Annotated in this window: 20 protein-coding genes and 1 other RNA gene; 18 read left to right on the forward strand and 3 right to left on the reverse strand. The window is 39.5% G+C overall.

Going from position 1 to position 20,330, the window contains the following annotated elements:
- The first annotated feature begins 1 nt into the window (after window position 1).
- Genes HCN_RS04800 through nadA form a run of 3 tightly spaced genes read left to right on the forward strand, consistent with a single transcriptional unit; the run spans window position 2 to window position 2,378 of the window.
- On the forward strand, window positions 2-550 hold the full coding sequence (locus tag HCN_RS04800; protein ID WP_002956691.1) for a queuosine precursor transporter: 549 nt from the start codon (window positions 2-4) through the stop codon (window positions 548-550).
- A 2-nt stretch (window positions 551-552) separates the two neighbouring features.
- Window positions 553-1,338, forward strand: coding sequence for a phosphatidylserine decarboxylase (locus HCN_RS04805; RefSeq protein ID WP_002956690.1), 786 nt, complete (start codon window positions 553-555; stop codon window positions 1,336-1,338).
- A 29-nt stretch (window positions 1,339-1,367) separates the two neighbouring features.
- Window positions 1,368-2,378: a quinolinate synthase NadA gene (gene nadA / locus HCN_RS04810; protein ID WP_002956689.1), complete on the forward strand. Its 1,011-nt coding sequence runs from the start codon at window positions 1,368-1,370 to the stop codon at window positions 2,376-2,378.
- Window positions 2,379-2,439: 61 nt separating this feature from the next.
- On the opposite strand, the gene tsaD is transcribed toward nadA, so the two are convergent.
- Complete coding sequence (gene tsaD, locus HCN_RS04815) at window positions 2,440-3,582, reverse strand: tRNA (adenosine(37)-N6)-threonylcarbamoyltransferase complex transferase subunit TsaD (RefSeq protein ID WP_002956688.1); 1,143 nt, start codon at window positions 3,580-3,582, stop codon at window positions 2,440-2,442.
- A gap of 65 nt (window positions 3,583-3,647) precedes the next feature.
- Between tsaD and HCN_RS04820 the strand changes: the two genes are divergently transcribed.
- Window positions 3,648-4,892 (forward strand): agmatine deiminase family protein, encoded by a 1,245-nt coding sequence (locus tag HCN_RS04820; protein ID WP_014666725.1) that lies wholly within the window; start codon window positions 3,648-3,650, stop codon window positions 4,890-4,892.
- A gap of 22 nt (window positions 4,893-4,914) precedes the next feature.
- Here the strand turns inward: HCN_RS04820 and HCN_RS04825 are convergent, their stop codons facing one another.
- Window positions 4,915-5,496, reverse strand: a complete 582-nt coding sequence (locus HCN_RS04825; RefSeq protein ID WP_014667558.1) for a DJ-1 family glyoxalase III — start codon at window positions 5,494-5,496, stop codon at window positions 4,915-4,917.
- A gap of 249 nt (window positions 5,497-5,745) precedes the next feature.
- Here HCN_RS04825 and HCN_RS04830 point away from each other — a divergent pair, with 249 nt between their 5' ends.
- From HCN_RS04830 to ssrA, 3 genes are all read left to right on the forward strand, one after another.
- The gene (locus HCN_RS04830) at window positions 5,746-6,927 is read left to right on the forward strand and encodes a tyrosine-type recombinase/integrase (RefSeq protein ID WP_014666726.1); all 1,182 of its coding nucleotides are present in this window, start codon (window positions 5,746-5,748) and stop codon (window positions 6,925-6,927) included.
- Entirely contained in the window at window positions 6,924-7,481 is a 558-nt protein-coding gene (locus HCN_RS04835; RefSeq protein ID WP_002956672.1) for a phosphatase PAP2 family protein, read from the forward strand. Before HCN_RS04830 ends, HCN_RS04835 begins: the two co-directional genes overlap by 4 nt.
- Before the next feature lie 34 nt (window positions 7,482-7,515).
- Window positions 7,516-7,881, forward strand: a transfer-messenger RNA (tmRNA) gene (ssrA, locus tag HCN_RS10830).
- Window positions 7,882-7,920: 39 nt separating this feature from the next.
- On the opposite strand, the gene HCN_RS04840 is transcribed toward ssrA, so the two are convergent.
- Entirely contained in the window at window positions 7,921-8,112 is a 192-nt protein-coding gene (locus HCN_RS04840) for a hypothetical protein (RefSeq protein WP_014666727.1), read from the reverse strand.
- A gap of 137 nt (window positions 8,113-8,249) precedes the next feature.
- Between HCN_RS04840 and HCN_RS04845 the strand changes: the two genes are divergently transcribed.
- From HCN_RS04845 to HCN_RS04895, 11 genes are all read left to right on the forward strand, one after another.
- On the forward strand, window positions 8,250-10,376 hold the full coding sequence (locus HCN_RS04845; protein WP_014667559.1) for a TonB-dependent receptor plug domain-containing protein: 2,127 nt from the start codon (window positions 8,250-8,252) through the stop codon (window positions 10,374-10,376).
- A 72-nt stretch (window positions 10,377-10,448) separates the two neighbouring features.
- Window positions 10,449-10,970: an inorganic diphosphatase gene (gene ppa / locus HCN_RS04850; RefSeq protein WP_014666728.1), complete on the forward strand. Its 522-nt coding sequence runs from the start codon at window positions 10,449-10,451 to the stop codon at window positions 10,968-10,970.
- 30 nt (window positions 10,971-11,000) lie between these two features.
- Complete coding sequence (locus HCN_RS04855) at window positions 11,001-12,425, forward strand: acetyl-CoA carboxylase subunit A (RefSeq protein ID WP_014667560.1); 1,425 nt, start codon at window positions 11,001-11,003, stop codon at window positions 12,423-12,425.
- A 6-nt stretch (window positions 12,426-12,431) separates the two neighbouring features.
- On the forward strand, window positions 12,432-13,880 hold the full coding sequence (locus tag HCN_RS04860) for an NAD(P)H-hydrate dehydratase (protein ID WP_014666729.1): 1,449 nt from the start codon (window positions 12,432-12,434) through the stop codon (window positions 13,878-13,880).
- Window positions 13,881-13,901: 21 nt separating this feature from the next.
- A complete protein-coding gene (locus HCN_RS04865; RefSeq protein WP_002956666.1) occupies window positions 13,902-14,684 on the forward strand; it encodes a thiazole synthase in 783 nt (260 codons plus the stop codon).
- Window positions 14,685-14,731: 47 nt separating this feature from the next.
- A complete protein-coding gene (gene cmoA / locus HCN_RS04870; protein WP_002956665.1) occupies window positions 14,732-15,478 on the forward strand; it encodes a carboxy-S-adenosyl-L-methionine synthase CmoA in 747 nt (248 codons plus the stop codon).
- Window positions 15,479-15,611: 133 nt separating this feature from the next.
- Window positions 15,612-17,408: an HAD-IIIC family phosphatase gene (locus HCN_RS04875; RefSeq protein WP_014667561.1), complete on the forward strand. Its 1,797-nt coding sequence runs from the start codon at window positions 15,612-15,614 to the stop codon at window positions 17,406-17,408.
- The gene (locus HCN_RS04880) at window positions 17,401-17,643 is read left to right on the forward strand and encodes an acyl carrier protein (RefSeq protein WP_014666730.1); all 243 of its coding nucleotides are present in this window, start codon (window positions 17,401-17,403) and stop codon (window positions 17,641-17,643) included. The genes HCN_RS04875 and HCN_RS04880 overlap by 8 nt, the downstream gene beginning before the upstream one ends.
- Window position 17,644: 1 nt before the next feature.
- Complete coding sequence (locus tag HCN_RS04885) at window positions 17,645-18,073, forward strand: MaoC/PaaZ C-terminal domain-containing protein (protein WP_014666731.1); 429 nt, start codon at window positions 17,645-17,647, stop codon at window positions 18,071-18,073.
- A 23-nt stretch (window positions 18,074-18,096) separates the two neighbouring features.
- On the forward strand, window positions 18,097-18,825 hold the full coding sequence (locus HCN_RS04890) for an SDR family NAD(P)-dependent oxidoreductase (protein WP_014666732.1): 729 nt from the start codon (window positions 18,097-18,099) through the stop codon (window positions 18,823-18,825).
- The gene (locus tag HCN_RS04895; RefSeq protein ID WP_014666733.1) at window positions 18,825-20,330 is read left to right on the forward strand and encodes an MBOAT family O-acyltransferase; all 1,506 of its coding nucleotides are present in this window, start codon (window positions 18,825-18,827) and stop codon (window positions 20,328-20,330) included. The genes HCN_RS04890 and HCN_RS04895 overlap by 1 nt, the downstream gene beginning before the upstream one ends.

Consider the following 20,330-nt stretch of genomic DNA (forward strand, 5'->3'; position numbering starts at 1 on the left):
TATGAGTAGTGTGGTGTTTGCAGGAAGTTCACTACTTTTTGCGTGTATTGTGGTTTTGGCAAATTACACCGTGCAGTATCCTATACTCAATACTCCGCTCACTTATGGAGCATTGACTTATCCCATTAGCTTTTTGCTTATGGATATTTTGAGCGAAAAATATAATAAGGCAGAAGTGCTAAAAACACTTTGGGCAGGGCTACTTCTCGCCTTTATCCCATCACTTTTAGCAAGTGAGCCACGCATTGCTATTGCAAGTGTGTGTGCATTTTTTGTCTCACAGAATCTTGATGTGCATATTTTCTTTTATCTTAAAAATCGCTTTCCTAAGCTGTGGTGGCTACGCAATAACGCAAGCACGATGGCTTCACAGTTCATAGATACGATGATATTTTTTCATATCGCTTTTTTGTTTGTGTATCCGTGGGAGCAAGTTATTGCTATGTTGTTGGCTGATTTTTCTATTAAGGTGTTTTTGGCATTGTGCGATACGCCATTGTTTTATGTCTTTGCCATTAAAAATAAGCCTAAAATCACAAAAATGAGGTGAGTATGAATCTGTCTAATACATTCTCTCGGCTTTTTGGTCGTTTTGCGAATTATGAGTTTTTCTCTCCTTTTCAAAAGTTCATTAACACCACTTATGTAAAGATTTTTAAGATTGATTTAAGTGAGTTTGCCCCTGCTTCAAGCTACCCCTCACTTAATGCCCTTTTTACCCGCTCTTTAGTCGCTAAACGCCCTGTGAATGCTAATCCTATTGTGCTTATCTCCCCTTGCGATTCTCTTATCACACAGCTAGGCAAAAGCAGTGATAAAAATGCTTTGCAGATTAAGGGAATGGAATATTCCATTGAAGAGCTTTTGGGTCAAAAGCTTGATAGAGAGCTATATTATATTAATTTTTATCTTTCCCCAAAAGATTATCATCGCTATCACGCACCTTGTGATTTGGAGATTTATGAAGTGCGGTATTTTGGTGGGGAGCTACTGCCTGTGAATCTCCCATCACTTCGCAAGAATCAAAGCCTTTTTGTGAGGAATGAACGCGTTGTGGTTGTGGCAAAAACGCCAAATAATAAATGGGTGTATTTTGTCGCGGTGGGGGCGTTAAATGTCGGCAGTATGGTAATGCACTTTGAGCCAAAAATCAAAACTAACGCCGGACTCCATAATACAAATTATGTGTATCTCACGCCCATTTCTATGAAAAAGGGGCAGGAGTTAGGAATGTTTCAAATGGGTTCTACAATCGTGCTATTTATGGAGCAGATGATTGCAGATGTGAATATGAATGATCAAGTCAAATTCGCTCAAGACATAGGCACTTACGCATAAAGGTAAGCATTAAAGGATAGGTAAAAACAATGCAGGAATTACAAAATAAAATTAAAGATTTATTACAAAAACTTGATGGACTTTTAGTAGCACATTATTATCAAAAAGATGAAGTGGTAGCCTTAGCGGATTTGTGCGGCGATAGTTTGGAGCTTTCACGCAAGGCTTCAATGAGTGAAAAAAACCTTATCGTGTTTTGTGGCGTGGCGTTTATGGGGCAGAGTGTGAAAGTCTTAGCACCGCATAAACGCGTGATTATGCCCCGTTTAGCCTGTTGCTCTATGGCAAGAATGATTGATAGTGAATATTTTGATGAAAGTATCGCACTTTTAGAATCTTATGGTTTGAGCAGAGATCAGATTTTCCCCATTACTTACATTAACTCAAATGCCGATGTCAAGGCGAAAGTCGCTCAAATGGGTGGGCTTGTCTGCACAAGTGCTAATGCCTCAAAAATCTTTGACTTTGCTAAGGCACAAAATAAGAAAATCTTTTTTCTCCCAGATAGGTGTTTGGGGGAGAATCTAGCCAAGGCGGATAATAAAAAATCAAGCTTACTGCGGGTAGATTCTAAACAAAAAGTGCTAGATTCTGATGTGATTTGCTATGATGGATTCTGCTCCGTGCATCAGCTTTTCACACCTGAAGATGTTGCGTTTTATCGCAATAAGTTTGAGGATATTAAGATTGTCGTGCATCCAGAATGCGATCCTAGCGTGGTGGATTTGGCGGATTTTGTCGGCTCTACAAGCCAAATCATCAAATATGTGCAAGACTTGCCTTTAGAGCAAAAGGTTGCTGTTGGCACGGAATTTAATCTCGTCAATCGTTTGCGTCCTAAGTTTGAAAGCAAACAAACTACCTTTGTGCTAAGCTCTAGTAAGCCTCAATGCCCCACGATGAACGAGACAACACTGCAAGATGTGTATGATGTGCTTTTAGCCTATGAAGATAATAAGCCTATAAATGAAGTATTTTTAGATTCTGAAGTTCAAAAGTGGGCGAAAATTGCCCTTGATAGAATGTTAGAGCTATCTTAAAATGGGGCTTATCTTAAGGCTGTTTAGAGTAGGGCTAAATTTTAATGCTAGATTTTTAAGACTAAAAAGTCGCAGATTCCACAAAATCGCCTTTTAGGCTTTTTGGGGCGATTTGGGCTTCAAGCAATGGGGTAAATTCATCTCTCAAATAATGCTCTACGCCCACGCGTCCTATCATCGCAGCATTATCAGAGCAAAACTCCAAATCCGCTAAGTATAGCTCCTTATCAAACTCATTACAAAGCTCACTCATTCTTTCACGCAGATATGTATTCGCACTCGCCCCACCGACAATGGCGAAGTATTTGCCTTCAAAATGTTGAAAAAATAGCCGAGTTTTTCTCACAATATGCTCACACGCTGCGTTTTGAAACCCTTTAGAAATACTTGCGATGTCCTGCAAACTAAGCGGTTGCTCCATCTCCTGTATGGCTAGTCTCACCGCATTTTTTAGCCCTGAAAAGCTAAATTCCAACTTTTTATTATGTAAAAGTGGGATAGGAAACTCATAGGGTTTATATTGATTGATTTCACAATTCTTAGCGTAACGCTCCACTTGCGGACCGCCCGGATAGCCTAGATTCAAATGCTTTGCAACCTTATCAAAGCTTTCCCCAAAGCTATCATCAAGGCTTTGAGCGATAATGCTGATATGATGAAAATCATTAACTTGCAGAATCTGCGTATGTCCGCCCGAGACGAGCAAAACACCTAGAGAATCTTGCTTGTTTTGCCGAGATTCTAAAAGGGATTCTGTATGAGATTTTAAATGAGATTCTAAAAGCGGGGGCGGGGCGTTTTTCCTAGAATCTTTAGCAGAATCTGTCGCAAAATCTTTGCTAATACAAAGTGAGTAAATATGCCCCTTAAGATGATTGACACAAATGAGTGGAATCTGCAGTCCAAGACATAAAGTCTTTGCCATCATCAAGCCTTCAATAAGCGTTACACTAAGCCCCGGACGCGTGGTAACAGCCACGGCTTTGATGAGTGATAAATCATTATTTAAAAACATTTTTAGCTTTTTTAGAATCTCTGGAAGCCTTTTAGCGTGGAGTCTTGAAGCGATTTCTGGCACTATACCACCATAAGTGCTATGCTCAGAATCTTGAGAGATTTTAATATGATAAATAAGCTTTTTATCAATAATACGCGTTAAAGCCAAAGAGCTATCATCACAACTAGATTCTATACTTAAAATCATCACACCCCTTTAAAAACCCTAAAATAAAATGTTAGAATTATTCCACAAAATGATAAAGGAAGTTTATGGCGATGAAAAAGGGTGTGAGATTAAAGGCGGAGTGGGAGAAGCAACTTGCTATTTTTATGGCATTCCCACATCAAAATAGCGATTGGGCGGAGCATATACACAAAGCAAGGGCGTGTTTTTTAGACATCATAGAGCATATTGTGTGCTTTGAATCTGTGATTTTATGTGTTGATACGCAAGATGATGAAGGCTTTGAGATTGTCAAAAAGTATTTTAGCAAGGCTTTAGATTCTGCGGATTCTAGGGATTCTACGAATGCTGACTTTATGAAAACGCAAGATGATGAGTATATTAAGAATCTTTTTAATCAATCTGTGCCTCATACCCTGATACAAAATCCTAAGTCAAAATATCTTGCCAACTTTGGGGGCAATAGTGCTTTTAGTCTGCATATTGCGCGAGTGCCTACAAACGACACTTGGGCTAGGGATTTTGGTGCGATAAGCGTAGAATTAGAATCTCCGCAGAATCTAGCACAGAATCCATCTCAAAATATGGCTCAAAACAAAGCGGGGCAGGGGGATAGGCAGATTCAACTGCTTGATTTTACATTTAATGGTTGGGGGCTTAAATACCCCGCATTTTATGATAATGCCATCACAAGGGCTGTGTTTAGACCAGAGCTTACAAGGCAAATGGATATGGTGCTTGAAGGTGGGAGTATTGATAGTAATGGGGCAGGGGTGCTTTTGACAAATACGCAATGTTTGTTAGAATCTAATCGCAATCCGCATCTTTCCCAAGTGGAGATAGAATCTAAGCTGAAAGCATATTTTGGGCTAGATTCTATGCTATGGCTCACACAAGGCTACCTTGCCGGAGATGACACTGATAGTCATATTGATACACTAGCGAGATTTATTTCAAAAGATACGATTGCGTATATAAAATGCGAAGATGAAAAGGATGAGCATTTTCAAGCTTTAGCACTTATGGAGAGTGAGCTTCAAGCCTTGAATCAGCCAAATGGAGAGCCCTACAAGCTTGTAGCCCTGCCTTTTACAAGGGCGATTTTTGATGAAAATGGGGAACGACTACCAGCAAGCTATGCGAATTTTTTGTTTGTGAATAATGTCCTGCTTGTGCCAACTTATGATGATATAAATGATGAAAAGGCGTTAAAAATTCTAGCTCAAGCTTTGCCTAGCCATAGGGTAGTGGGGATAGACTGCCGCTCACTTATTCTATGGCACGGAAGTTTGCATTGTGTAACTATGCAGATGTATGGGGCAGGGCTTTAAGCGTAAAGCTTAAGGCGTAAAATTAAGCGGAAGTATGGAGAAACTCGCTTAAGGTAGGCATTTGTAGTTCGTCATACAGCTCTTTTGCTTTTGTTTCGCCACAAAGTTCTTTTGTCAGCTCAAGGGCAAATACAACCGCTGTGGCAGGACCTGTGGAAGTAATAATGTTACCATTTTTAACAACAGCACTTGATTTTTTATTTTTCTTTTCCATATTGATTTGAGATTCACAGCCCGGATAACAGGTAAAATCCCCCTTTAGCACCCCTGCCTTATCAAGCACGATAGGGGAGGCACAAATAGCAGCAATAAGCTTTTGTGAGTTTTCAAACTGCTTGAGCCAAAGTGTTACGAGCTCGTTGTTGGCAAGATTCTGCATACCATTATAACCCCCGACTAAGATAATCGCATCAAAATCTTCACTATCAAACTCTGGCAAGGCATTATCAGCTTCAATAACGATATTGTGTGCTCCAAGCACTCGTTTATGAGAATCTAAACTTGCCAACACAACACGCACTCCAGCACGGCGTAAAATATCCACCACGCTCACAAGCTCTATTTCCTCAAAACCCCTAGCAATCGGCACCATTACATTTTTCATCACAATTCTCCTTATTCTCCTTGAATCCTTGAATTTTGCAAACACATTCTAGCATTGAAAGGGTAATATTGTGAGACAAGGGACGCACTATGGCAATATATAAAAAAGTTTGAAAAGTATAGTTTTCATAACTAAATTATGTTATAATCCCAAAATGTCTTTCAATATCTTTATCTTTTAAAGAAAACTTTAAAAATTCAAAGATTTCAAGGATTTAATAAACCAAAATGAAATATCCCTTAAATTATAATGAAATATCCCTTAAATTATAAAGACGAGTTTTCGCAGACATTGCTATTTTGGATTATGCGTTTTATCCGCTACAAGCTTACGACATTATCTAATCATCAAGTGTTAAATAAAGAGATGATTTTACAGGCGATTAACGCTCTAAGTAATGATGAGATTAGCTCCATACATCAGCTAGAATCTCTGTGTAAAAGTGTAAGAAAAGCCGGTATGATAGGGATAAACACCTACTCTACCCCACTGCTTAAGCTCTACACTTTCCTAACGCAAGGGCATTTTCACACTATGGAATCTATTGATGAAGAGGTGCTAAGCGATTTTTTGAGCGTTGAGACAAGCACACTTTCAAATGCGAGTAAGAAAAACTACCGCATCGCACTCATCGGGCTTTTTGGCTATATTGATAAGCAAAATGAGTTTGAGGGGAAGTCCTATGTCTATGACATTACGCTAAAAATCACCGCCCTGCAGGGCAAAAGTGGGCAAAAGCTCCCTGCGTATTTAAACCAAGATGAGCTAGAGCGATTTTTACAAGCCATTGATGAAGCAGAGCTTGGAGAAAAGGTTGCTGCGAGAAATAAGCTTATTATCAAACTTATCGTCTATACAGGTATTCGTGTGAGTGAGGCTTTGAATCTGCGTAGGAAAGATATATATCCGCACCTTGATTGCTATATTATTCAAATTCGGGGTAAGGGCAATAAACCGCGTGTGGCAATGATACGCCAAAGCCACATACAAAATCTGCTTGATGTGTGGCTCACACAGCGTCTATCTTTTGCTCCTTTGCACGATTTGCTTTTTTGTAATACAAAGGGCAAGGCTCTTACACAAAGCTATATCTATCAAAATGTAGAAAAGATTCTAGCCCAATCGGGAATCCGCAAGGAGAAAAATGGCGCACATATGTTGCGACACTCCTTTGCCACCCTACTCTATCAGCAAAAGCACGATCTTGTTATGGTGCAAGAAGCCCTAGGACACGCTGATTTGAATACAAGTCGCATTTATACACATTTTGATAGTAAGCGTTTGCGTGAAGTGGTAGGCGTTATGGATACTTTGAGTGATACGAGCGAGATGAGTAACACAGGAGGCTTGAGTGGGAAATCTTTGAGTGAAAAGGCGTTGGGTAAAGACGGCTTGGGCGAAAACATTACAAATCAAAAGGAGAGAGAATGAAAAATCAAGCAATAAGGCAGATTCTATATATTGGGCTTATCGGTGCATTTGCACTGAGTCTATGGCTGTATAATAATGAGCTGTATGGCGATGTGTTTCGCTTTATGCTTATTCCGCTTGGGGCTATGTGGCTCATTCAAAAGCGATTTATTCCGCTTAGAGCGTTGCTTGTGAGTTGTGTTATCATCTTTGGTATTGCCTTTGGGCTAAAACTTAGCTTTAACTATGCGGCACATACTTTTATGGATTCTGCGTGGGTAATGAAGGTTGTTGAGATTGCAAGGCGTCCCATTAATGGCGAATTTAAGGGATTTCCTAGCGGACATACTGCTTCTGCTTTCATCGCTGCGGCGTTGGCTTGGCAATATTTGGGTGTGCAATGGGGTGTATATCTTATTGTTTTGGCAGGATTTGTTGGGTATTCAAGGATTTTAAATTTATGGCACACGCCCCTGCAAGTTTGTGCTGGAGCGATCTTAGGCTTTTTTGGGACACTGCTTGTGCTAAAAGCTGTGAATAAATACCTTGACAAGCACTCAAGAAAAGGGATATAATCCGCCCCTTTAGGTTCTGCTTAGAATCTTAAATGGGGCTGATTGGCTTTCGACAGGAGCAAAGAGGCTTAGGTGCATGTGAGCTGGTAAGCTCTAAAACTACCACAATTCATAAACGCAAACAATACAAATTACGCTCCAGTTTACGCAAAAGTAGCGTAAGTTAATCGCTTTTGGAGCCGGTTTAAGACATTCTATTCTAGCTAGAATCTTAAGCTGTCATTCCCTGCTAGATGCTCTCCTTTCCACACCTTGAGTAAGGAGAAAAGATTTAGGTTGCTTGTGGATTCTGCCTTGGGGTGTTGGGTAGCCACAAAAAGATGTCAATGCCTACTAAACATGTAGATTCTTAAGATTATCTTACTTTTGGACTGGGGTTCAACTCCCCACAGCTCCACCATTTCCCACAATAAAAAATCAATGTGAGTTTTTAAGTATGTCAGTGAATCTGGGCGGATTTGCGGATTCTGTATGCTTTTGAGCGACACGCACTTGAGCAGGTTTTGGCACTTTTGCTACCGATAAATGGCTTATGGCAGACTTGACAATCTTTCTTTGCTTTATCAAGGCTTTTAAGCAGTGAAACCACTTCGCTATGGGTGAGTGAGTGTTTGCAATAAGGACATTCCATGATTTCTCCTTTTGAGCGAATTCTAGCAAAATAGTGCTACAAAATTGCAGAATTATATCACATTTTACAAAGTGTATTGCAACATTTTATAAAATGTGATACACTCCCAGCTTTCAATCTCAAAATTAAGGATTTTTATGACACATTTTTCACTTTTTACCCCATTTACATCAAAACACAAACCGCACAAGATTCTATCTCGTGTAGGAATCCCCACGGGAATCTATATAGGACTTATTTCTTTGTGTGCGAGTTATGTCCTTGCTGATGAACGCTACTCTGCTGAAAGTCGCTCTACCAAACTCTCTCCCCTTGTCTCTATCGCTCACCCCACAAATAATGCTAACATTAGCGTGGTTGATGATAGCTTTGTCCGCAATACACAGGCGAGTGATTTGCGTGAGGTGTTTGCTAAAGATGCGGAGATTCAAGTCGGCGGTAGCTCAAAAATCGCCCAAAAACTCTACATTAGGAGTTTTGAAGATAGAATGTTTCGCATAAAGCTAGATGGCATCACACAAGGGGGGAATCTCTTCCACCATCAAGGCAATTTGCTCTTTAGCCCCTATCTACTAAAAAGTATAGAGATAGAAAAGGGCTTAGCAAGTGCAGAATATGGTGCAAATGCCCTTGCTGGTGGAATCACCATTACCACAAAAAATGCCTTTGACTTACTCGGGGCAAATCGCAATTATGGGGCGTATTTTTCAATTGGCGGACAAAGTAATCGCGGCGTAGATTCAAGTGTGGCAACCTATGGCAAAATAACAAATAATCTAGGGTTGCTTGTAGGCTATGACTTTAATGACACGCCCTATTATCGTGCAGGTAATGGCTCCAAAGTCCCCTCTTCGCCATTTCGAGCCCATAATGCACTTTTTAAACTCACCTTTTTGCCAAATGAAAGCCACAGCCTTAATCTTAACTATCACTTCAATAAAGTAGATTCTACCGCACCTTTTGCGGCAAATGTCATCACGGGGCAGAATCCTGCGTTGTTTGATAACGCCTTGCTTTCGCATAGTGCAAGTCTTCAGTATGCCTATGCTTTGGGGGATAGTTTCAAACTAGAATGGAATAACTACTACTCGCACAAATCCCTTAAACTTTCATCAAAGGCTGCCGCCACAGCACAAAGTGAAGAAGAGAGTGAAATGGATTTAAGCTTACAGAATCTTGGGAGCGATTTAGTGCTAAGACATAGCTTTGGGGAACATAGCTTTAAATATGGGCTAAACTATCAGCTTATCGCCTCTCAAGCACATAATTTAGAAGGACACGCTTTGGAACACGGCAATCGTGGGAAAGAAATGGGGGCGGTATATGGGGGATTTATAGGCTTTAATTTTAATATGCTAGATTCTCTAAGTTTTGATCTTGGCTCTCGCTATGATGTGTATAATTACCAAGATAAAATCTCACAAACCCACAATACTCAAGGCTTTAGCCCTTATATCTCGCTTTTTTATGCCGCTACAAATGATTTAAGCTTTAAGCTCACACATAATTACAACACACGCGGTGCGATGCCCCTTGATGTCTCACTCCTTGCTAATCCCCACTCCCTTGTCCGCCCAAGGCTCAAAGCAGAGGGTATGTATAATACGGAGTTAAATATGGACTATGACAATAGTGTGTTGAGTTTGCACGCAAGTGTGTATTATCAATATTTGAAAAACTTTATAAATAGCTATACAAATAGCGGAGCGGAACACGACCACGGAGCAGGTGGTGGAGGCACACACGCACACGAAGATATGTATAGAGCAAATACTGATGGGCATATTGAGATTCTAGGCTATGAGGCGAGTGCTGGGCTTGATTTTTCATTTATAGATTTTCATATCGGCTTAGCTCAAAGTATGCCAAAGTATAATAATAAGCTCATTACCGATACTTTTGAGTTTGCCGCTGTGAGTGGGAGAAGCTACTATGCAAGTGTGGGATTAAGACCTTTTAGCTCATTGCCGCAGTTTCAGATTCTGTATTTAACACGATTTGTTGAGGGGCTTAAATATCAAGGCTACAATCTCTACTATAACGACATTGATTCTGTGGATAAAAAAGGCTATAACACACATAATATTTATGTAAGCTATGATGCGAGCAAGTATTTGAGTGTGCGTTTGGCGTTTTTAAATATTACCAACCAAACCTACACAAACCCTATGAGTCCAGCTAAAGAGCTATTTGCTAAAGGCGGTGGAACCCCCCTTTATGAACCCGGCTTTAATACAAAACTACAAGTCGCACTCTCCTTTTAGGAAAAATAGAATCTAAAAATACATTCTTTTGGTATAATCGCCTACTTTAGATTACAAATAAGGAGTTTAATAATGAATCTCTCAAAAGTATCAGTAGGCGAAAACCCCGATAAAGTCAATGTCATCATTGAAATCCCCTATGGTTCAAATATCAAATACGAAGTGGATAAGGATAGCGGCTTAGTTGTCGTGGATAGAGTGATGTATAGTGCGATGTTTTATCCGGCGAATTATGGCTTTGTCCCAAATACTCTAGCAGATGATGGCGATCCTGTTGATGTGCTTGTGCTAAATCCTTATCCGCTTCAAGCTGGAAGTATGATTGCTTCAAGGCTTATAGGTGTGCTTGTTATGGAAGATGAAAGCGGAATGGACGAAAAGCTCATTGCTGTGCCTGTTTCAAAGATTGACCCAAGCTTTGATAAGATTCGGTGTTTAGATGATTTGCCCCAAATCACACTTGATAGAATCAAAAACTTTTTTGAAACTTATAAGACTTTAGAGCCAAACAAATGGGTAAAAGTCAAAGAATACCAAGATAAAGCTACCGCTCAAGCGATACTAGACAAGTCAATCAAAGCCTACAAGGGCTAAATCCATACGCCAAAATTAAAAGGATTTTGTATGTTTCAAAAGATTCTTATAGCCAATCGTGGCGAAATAGCCGTGCGTATTATCCGTGCGTGCAGGGATTTACACATTAAAAGTGTGGCGATATATGCAAGGGCGGATAGAGACTGCCTCCACGTGAAAATGGCAGATGAATCTTATGAAATAAGCGATGATCCTTTGCGTGGATACTTAGATGCGGACTTGATTGTTGAAGTGGCACTAAAAGCCGAGGTTGATGCCATTCACCCCGGCTATGGTTTTTTAAGTGAAAACGCACATTTTGCTAAAAAGGTGCAAGAAGCGGGGATTACTTGGATAGGTCCAGATTCTAAAACGATTGCTAAAATGGGCGATAAGAATGCGGCGCGTGAAATTATGCAAAAAAATGGAATCCCTATCGTGCCGGGAACGGAGCCGCTCAATAATTACTCAACCCAAGAGATTGCCAAAATCGCACAAAAAATCGGTTATCCTGTGATTTTAAAAGCCAGTAGCGGTGGCGGTGGGCGTGGCATACGCGTTGTTGAAAAGCAAGAGGATTTGATAGAATCTTTTAATGCGTGTAAGCGTGAGGCAATGGCATTTTTCAAAAATGATGATGTATTTATGGAAAAATATATTGTCAATCCCCGCCATATTGAATTTCAGATTCTAGCGGATAATTATGGGAATGTCATTCATCTCTTAGAACGGGATTGCTCTATCCAACGCCGACATCAAAAGCTTATAGAAATCGCACCTAGCCCGCTCATTAGCGATGACTTACGCAGGAGAATGGGAGCTACTGCCAAAGCCGCAGCCAAAGCCGCACAATACACAAATGCCGGAACGGTTGAGTTTTTGCTTGATGAAAACAACACCTTTTACTTTATGGAGATGAATACACGCATACAAGTAGAGCACGGCGTTACAGAAGAGATTACAGGCTATGACTTGATAGGACGGCAGATTCGCATAGCACAAGGCGAGATTTTGGACTTAACCCAGCACGACATACGTGCCCAAGGCTTTGCGATAGAGGCTAGAATCAACGCCGAAGATGTGGCAAATGACTTTGTGCCAAATCCGGGCAAGATTACCACCTACTACCCTGCCCTAGGACCTTTTGTGCGTGTGGATAGCTGTATTTACAAAGACTATGTGATTCCACCTTTTTATGATTCTATGATAGCAAAGCTTATTGTGAAGGCTTCAAGCTATAACCTAGCGGTGAATAAGCTCTCTAGGGCGTTAAGTGAATTTACCATTAAGGGTGTGAAAACAACCATTCCATTTTTGATGAATATTTGTAATGACAAGGACTTTAGGCGGGGGCATTTTGATACTTCCTATATTGAAAGCAAAATTGCAGAGCTTATGCCAAAGCCTGAATCTAAGCCAGAAGATGATGTGGTAAGCGTCATCGCAGCAGCGTTAAGCGCGAGATATGGGGCTTAAAAGAATATGAAAAATGTCTATCAAAACACTTCACTTTTAGATAAAAGGGCTTGTGAGAAGTTTTCTCTCACACCTGAACTTCTTATGGAAAATGCCGCTAGTGCCTTAGAATCACTCATTGCTAAAATCACACATAAAGGCAGTGTGATTACGATCCTTTGCGGTGGGGGTGATAATGGCGGCGATGGCTATGCATTAGCTAGGCGTCTAAGCGGGGAATACAGCATTAGAATCTATCAAGTCAAAGAGCCAAAATCACCGCTATGTGTGAAAAACTATGAGCGCGCAAAGTTGTGTGAAGTAAAATTTATTAAAAAGATTCTGCCTTGCGATGTAGTGGTGGATTGTATCGTAGGCAGTGGGCTTAAGGGGGAACTGACACGCGAGATTATAGAGATTTTACAAGTGGCTCAAAAAAATGCTTGTTTATGCGTAGCCTGTGATGTGCCAAGTGGTTTAAGTGAATCTAGCACCCTTGCTTCCCATAACATAGCCTTTAAGGCACATCACACACTTTGTATGGGAGCGATAAACCTTGCTTGTCTTAGTGATGTAGCAAAAGATTTTGTGGGGCAGATTCACATTGGGAATCTTGGCATAAGTCAAAATCTCTATCAAATCAGCTCAAATATCAAAATGCTAGAATCAAGCGATTTAAAACTCCCACATAGAAAGATTCAAAATACACATAAAGGCGATTTTGGACATTTGGGCGTTTTTGCTGGAGAAAAGCTTGGTGCTTGTATATTAAGCGCACAAGCTGCCCTGCATTTTGGGGTTGGGCTAGTGAGTGTAGTAGAAAAGCAGAATCCACACACCGATTCTATACCCTTTACTTTAATGCAAAGCCCCGATGTGCCACAAAATGCTACGGTATTAGCCTTGGGTATGGGGCTTGGCGTGGAAAACTCTAAACTCGTTTTAGAATCCCTTATAGATTCTACTTCTAATGCCTTTACTTTGCCCTGCGTGCTTGATGCTGATGTGTTTCATACACCAAAGATTAAAGATTTTTTAGACACAACGCTAAGTCAGCAGACCTTAGACTTTTCACGCGAGATTGTTCTAACGCCCCACCCAAAGGAGTTTAACGCCCTTTTACAACATTGTGGCTTGGGGGAATATAACCCTAGCAAACGCATTCAAGCTATGCTAGATTTTACGCAGAAATACCCACACACAACGCTTTTGCTCAAAGGGGCAAATGTCTTTATTGCTAAGAGTGAAAAAATTTATATCAATCCGCTTGGTTCTAATGCCCTTGCTAAAGGTGGGAGTGGCGATGTGCTAAGTGGGCTTATTGCCGCCCTTTTAGCTCAAGGGTATAATGGGCTAAATTCAGCCCTGCAAGGCACTTTAGCTCATAGCATTGCCGCACAAAAATGCTTAAAGCATATCGCAGACTTTGGACTTACCCCAAATCATCTATTACAAGCCATTAGCACACTGCGTTAAAATACATTATAAAGGATTATTATGACTGATACATTGCAAATAGGAAAACACACTTTTACTTCGCGTCTTATCGTGGGGAGTGGGAAATACAAGGATTTTGCCACGACAAAAGAAGCGACTTTAGCAAGTGGAGCAGAAATCATTACCGTGGCGGTAAGGCGTGTGAATATTATGGATAATAAGAGTGAGAATCTGCTAGAGACTTTTAAAGACACAAAGATTGAGTTTCTGCCAAACTCCGCAGGGTGTGTGAATGCTAAAGAAGCTGTTACACTTTTTCGCCTTGTAAGAGAAGCCACAGGTATTGATTTTATCAAGCTTGAGATTATTGGCGATACGCAAAAAACGCTCTATCCCGATGTGCTTGAAACACTAAATGCCACGGAGATTCTAGCAAAAGAGGGCTTTTGTGTGCTGACTTACACAAATGATGATCCCATTATGGCAAAAAGACTTGAAGATGCTGGGGCAAGTGCGGTAATGCCTCTTGCTGCTCCTATTGGCAGTGGGCTTGGGATTCAAAATCGCTATAATATTGCTTTTATCAAAGAAGCCATCAAAGTGCCATTGATTGTTGATGCGGGTGTGGGCTGTGGCAGTGATGCGAGTATTGCTATGGAGCTTGGAGCTGATGGCGTTTTGACAAATACAGCTATCGCACAAGCACAGAATCCCACGCTTATGGCAGAAGCGATGAAATACGCCGTGCAGGCTGGGCGTTTGAGCTACCTAGCTGGGAGAATCCCACGCAAAGCCTATGCGAGTGCGAGTTCGCCCATTGATGGAATGGCAAATCTAGGCTAGATTCTAAAAAATATGTGGTGATAGAATCTAGGCTTGAAAAATAAAATATGAAAGATAAGCTTTTTACCCAAAATACACACAAGCAGTTTGAGTTTGACGCACAAGTAGCAAGTGTATTTGACGATATGCTTGAGCGTTCAATCCCGCATTACAGGGAAGTGCTGGATTTGATTGTGGATTTTTGTATGCTGAATCTAAGTGATGGGATACAAAATGTAAATACGCAATCTCCGCTTATTTATGATTTAGGTAGTTCCACAGGCAGCACACTTCTAGCCTTGTATCACGCAATATATAAAGAAAATAACAATATGAACGCAAAGTTTGTGGGCATTGATAATTCACAAGCGATGATAGAAAAGGCAAGGCTTAAAGCACAAGCGTATGGGGCTAAGATTAGCTTTGAATATGCGGATTTGTTAGAATATGACTTTTTGCCCTCACGCATTATTCTTGCCAATTATATTTTGCAGTTTATCCGCCCTATGCAGCGGCAAAACCTGCTCCAAAAGATATATGATTCTTTAGAATCTGGCGGGATTCTTATCGTGAGTGAAAAAATGACAAGTCATCATAGAATCCTTGATAGGCAAATGATAGAGCGGTATTTGCGGTATAAAATGGAGCAGGGCTACACGCAATATGAGATAAACAAAAAGCGTGAGGCATTAGAAAATGTGCTTATCCCATTTAGCCTTGAAGAGAATATGGCACTGCTAAAAAATGTCGGTTTTAGCGGAGCTGAAGTACTGTTTAAATGGGTGAATTTTGGAAGTATTATCGCGGTGAAATAGACTTATAAAAATTATTTAATTTCATCACTATTCTCTCTTACACTCCCCCCCCCCCTTGTTTTGTTTTTTTTTTTTGTATCCTAGCACCTTTTAAACTTTACGCCACTTTTTTAAAATAGGTTCAAGGATATTTATGTTTTTTTCCTATCCGCTAGATTCTACACTTCTTTTGCGTAAGAAAAAATCGCTTAAGAGACAATTGCTAGATACTTTACAAACGAATACAGAATCCACTTTACACAAAAATATTGCTATTTTGGGTGGATCTAGCACGCAAGAAGTATGTGATATGCTTGAGCTATTTTTGCTTGATTGCGGGATTGTGCCGCATTTTTATCAAAGTGAATATAATAAATTTTATGAAGATTCTATTTTTGAAAATAAAGCTTTGAAGGATTTTAAGCCAGATATTATCTACATTCACACGAGCTTTGTTAATGTGCGTTTTGATGAGAGTGAATGGGCGGCTTTTACTCAAGTGTGGCAAAGTCTAAGCGATACATATCAATGTGCGATTATTCAAAATAATTTTGAATTGCCTCCGTATAGAATCTATGGCAATCTTGATTCTATCCTGCCGAGTGCGAAAACGCAGTATATCCACACGCTGAATGCGAAAATCCACACAAAAATATATGAAACCCCAAATCTCTATATACACGATATTTGCTATCTTTCAGCTAGTCTTGGACTAGAAAAATGGTATGACTTCTCGCTCTATGCAAGGACAAAATATGCCCTAAGTCTTGAGTGCATACCACATCTGGCGCAGAATCTAAGCCATATCATCAAAGCGATTTTTGGTATCAATAAAAAGGCTTTGGCGCTTGATTTAGACAATACGCTGTGGGGAGGTGTGATAGGCGATGATGGCTTAAGTGGGATACATATAGGAACAGAAACACCATTGGCAGAGAGCTATACGCTCTTTCAAAAATACATTAAAGACTTAAAAGATCGTGGTATTATGCTGAGTGTCTGCTCTAAAAATGAATATGAAAATGCTAAAAATGGCTTCACACACCCTAGCTCCATTTTGCGATTTGACGATTTTATGAGTTTTCAGGCAAATTGGAATCTAAAAAGTGAGAATATAAAAGTCATAGCTAAAGAGCTAAATATTGGGCTAAACACACTTGTATTTATTGATGATAATCCAACTGAAAGACATCTTGTTTCACAATCTCTGCCAAGTGTAGCCGTCCCAGAATCTCACAACCAACAAATTGACAGAGATTCTCAAGCTGTCTCTCAAATGCTTGGCGTAGATGTGCTAGATTTTATCCCCCATATTGATAAAAATGGCTATTTTGAAAGCATCTCTGTATCACAAGAGGATTTAGAGCGTAATAGCTACTATACGCAAAACAAGGCAAGAGATGAGGCTTTAAGTGCATTTACAAACTATAACGAGTTTCTTCAAAGCCTTGCTATGAAAGCCCAAATTATTCCATTTTCCCCTCTATTTATGGAGCGTATAGCACAGCTTACAAATAAAACAAATCAGTTTAATCTCACCACTAAACGCTATACACAAGCCACTTTAGAATCCATAGCAAAAGATTCTAGCTTTATCACATTGCAGGGGCGGCTAAAAGATAGGTTTGGCGATAATGGGCTTATTGCCCTACTCATCGCAAGAATAGAGGATAAAACGGCACATATTGATTTATGGCTTATGAGCTGCCGTGTCCTAAAGCGGACAATGGAGTATGCTATGCTTGATACCCTTATCAAACACGCAAAAACTAAGGGCGTGAAAACACTTATAGGTTACTACTACAAAACGCAGAAAAACGCTATGGTAGCAGATTTATATAGCGATTTTGGCTTTAGCTTGAAAGCACAAGATGGCGATGATAGCATTTGGCAGCTTGATATAGACAAGTATAAGCCCAAAGCTTATTTTATAGGAGTAAATGATGACTAAAGAAGCAATTCATAGTAAGGTGCAAGATATTTTTAGAGATATTTTTGATGATGAGACACTCAATATTGCAGAGCAAACTCATAGTGAAGATATTGAAGAATGGGATTCTTTAAGTCATATTAATTTAGTTGCTGCGATTGAAAAAGAGTTTTGCGTTAAATTTGCATTGGGCGAACTGCAAGAGCTTAAAAATGTCGGTGATATGCTGAATCTTATTATCAAAAAGCGTGTGTAAAATGAATGCTTACACATTTGATGAGATTAGCATAGGGCATACAGAAACTTTTGAGTTTAGTGTGAGTGAAGAAAAAATGGATACATTTTTAAAGCTTACCAATGATACAAATCCTTTGCATATAGATTCTACTTACGCAAAGCAAAATGGCTTCAATTATCGCGTAGTGTATGGAATGCTAAGTGCGAGCTTTCTATCAACCTTTGCAGGTGTATATCTCCCCGGTAAGTTTTGCTTACTGCACGAAGTGGCTATTGGATTCTTAAAGCCTGTGTATGTCGGCGATATGCTAAAGATTACAGGAAAAGTGATAGAAAAGCAAGAAGCATACAAGCAAATCACTATTAAAGTGGCTATTGAAAATACGGGGGGAGGGGTAAAACCATTTAAAATTGCCAAAGGACATATCAAAGCGGGTGTTTTACACTAGAGATTTTACACAAGGGGACAATATTGAAAGATTCCATTCTTATTACCGGAGCAAGTTCTGATTTGGGTGTATCGCTTATTCAAAGGCTAGATTCTAAAGCTACCATTTTTGCACTTTATCATAGCAATAATGTTTTCAAACAACAATGTTTTAGTGATAGGCACATTATTCCACTGCAATGTGATTTGAGCGATATACATCAAATACAAGCGATGATAACACATATTCAAACCATAGCTATACCTAACAAGATCGTTCATTTAGCTTCCCCTAGAATCTGCAATACACATTTTGGCAAACTTGCTTGGGAGGATTATAAAACACATTTAAGTATCTCTTTGGAATCCATATTTCACATTCTTCAAGCCTTTATACCGCAGCTTGTAAGGCAAAAAGATAAGCGGGATAAAAAGGTAGTCTTTATGCTTTCAAGCTGCACTATGGGCGTGCCACCTGCGACGCTAAGTCATTATGTAACAGCAAAATATGCACTTTTAGGCTTACTTAAATCGCTCACAAGTGAGTATAGAAGCAAAAATATTCAATTTAATGCCATCTCTCCATCAATGATTGAAACAAAATTTCTATCAAATATAAATGAAAAAATAATAGAGCTAAACGCCTATAATCACCCGCTTAAACGCAACGCTACAATAGATGATGTCCTACCTACACTGCTCTTTTTGCTAAGCAGAGAATCTAACTACATTAATGGCGAAAATCTCATCATATCTGGCGGAGAGGTGTTTTAATGCTATTTTCATCATATATCTTTATTTTTGCCTTTTTACCTGTGGTGTTTTGTGTGTATTTTATGCTTAATCACAAAGGCTTTTATAGGACTTCTATTGTGTGGCTTACATTTGCTAGTTTATTCTTTTATTCATATTGGAATATTATGTATCTGCCGCTTTTGCTACTCTCCATTGGCTTTAATTATACGATTTCTGGCTTTATGCTAAAAGCTCAAGAGAAAGCAAAGCTTGGCAGTATGCAATTTTTGAGTAATAAAAAATTGCTTTACATCGCAATTATTTTTAATATCTCATTACTTTGCTTTTTTAAATATATGGACTTTTTTATAGAGAATGTGAATCTGGTTTTTGGCAGTGACATTGGGCTACTTCATATTGTGTTGCCTTTGGGGATTAGCTTTTTTACTATTACGCAAATTGCGTTTTTGGTGGATTGCTATGAAGGTTTGGTGAAAGAGAGAAATCCTATCAATTACGCACTTTTTGTTACATTTTTCCCTCATCTTATTGCCGGTCCTATTTTGCATCATAAAGAGATGATGCCCCAATTTGCCGATACGAATAATAAGATTCTAAACTATAAGAATCTCTCTCTTGGGCTATTTCTCTTTTCCATTGGCTTATTTAAAAAAGTAGTCATTGCTGATAGTTTTGCAAGGTGGGCGAATGCTGGATTTAGTGTGGTAGAAAATGGCGAGATTCTTAATTTTTTTGAATCTTGGGCGAGTATTTTATGCTATGCTTTTCAGCTCTACTTTGACTTTAGCGGATATAGTGATATGGCTGTGGCTTTGGGACTTATGTTTAATATCAAACTGCCTATTAACTTTAACTCCCCATTTAAAGCGTGTAATATTTCTGATTTTTGGCGTAGGTGGCATATAAGCCTTACAAATTTCATCACCACTTATATCTATACGCCTATGATTAGAGCTTTTAAGAATCCTACATTTGCCAAAATGATGGTGGCTACATTTTTGACTTTTCTCATCGCTGGAATCTGGCACGGATCTGGCTGGGGCTTTGTGATATTTGGGGCTTTACACGGCTTAGCCCTTGTGATCCATCAATATTGGAGTAAAAAATGGAGTAAGATTCTACAATTTAAGTTTCCAAAGATTCTAGGTTGGCTACTCACTTTTCTACTCGTGCTTGTGGCTTTTGTATTTTTTCGTGCTGAAAATCTGCAAGGGGCGGTGAATCTGTTAAAGGGAATGTTTGGTGGGGACATAGTCTTACCTAGCTTTTTAGAATCTAGGCTTAGATTCTTAAGTGAATATGGGATTCAATTCCATTGGTGGTTAGAGCAGATAGAGGGGAGCTTTATAACGCCATTGTGGATTCTAGGGGCTTTTATTGTGTGTTTGTGTTTCAAAAATAGTGTGGAACAAACAGCACATTTCAAGCCTACAAGATTCAATCTTTTTACAACCGCTCTTTTTTCGCTTATAGCTTTTCTTTCCATTGATAAAGCACAACAATTTTTATATTTTAATTTTTAA

This window comes from Helicobacter cinaedi PAGU611, assembly GCF_000284635.1.
GTDB classification, from domain to species: Bacteria; Campylobacterota; Campylobacteria; order Campylobacterales; family Helicobacteraceae; genus Helicobacter_C; species Helicobacter_C cinaedi.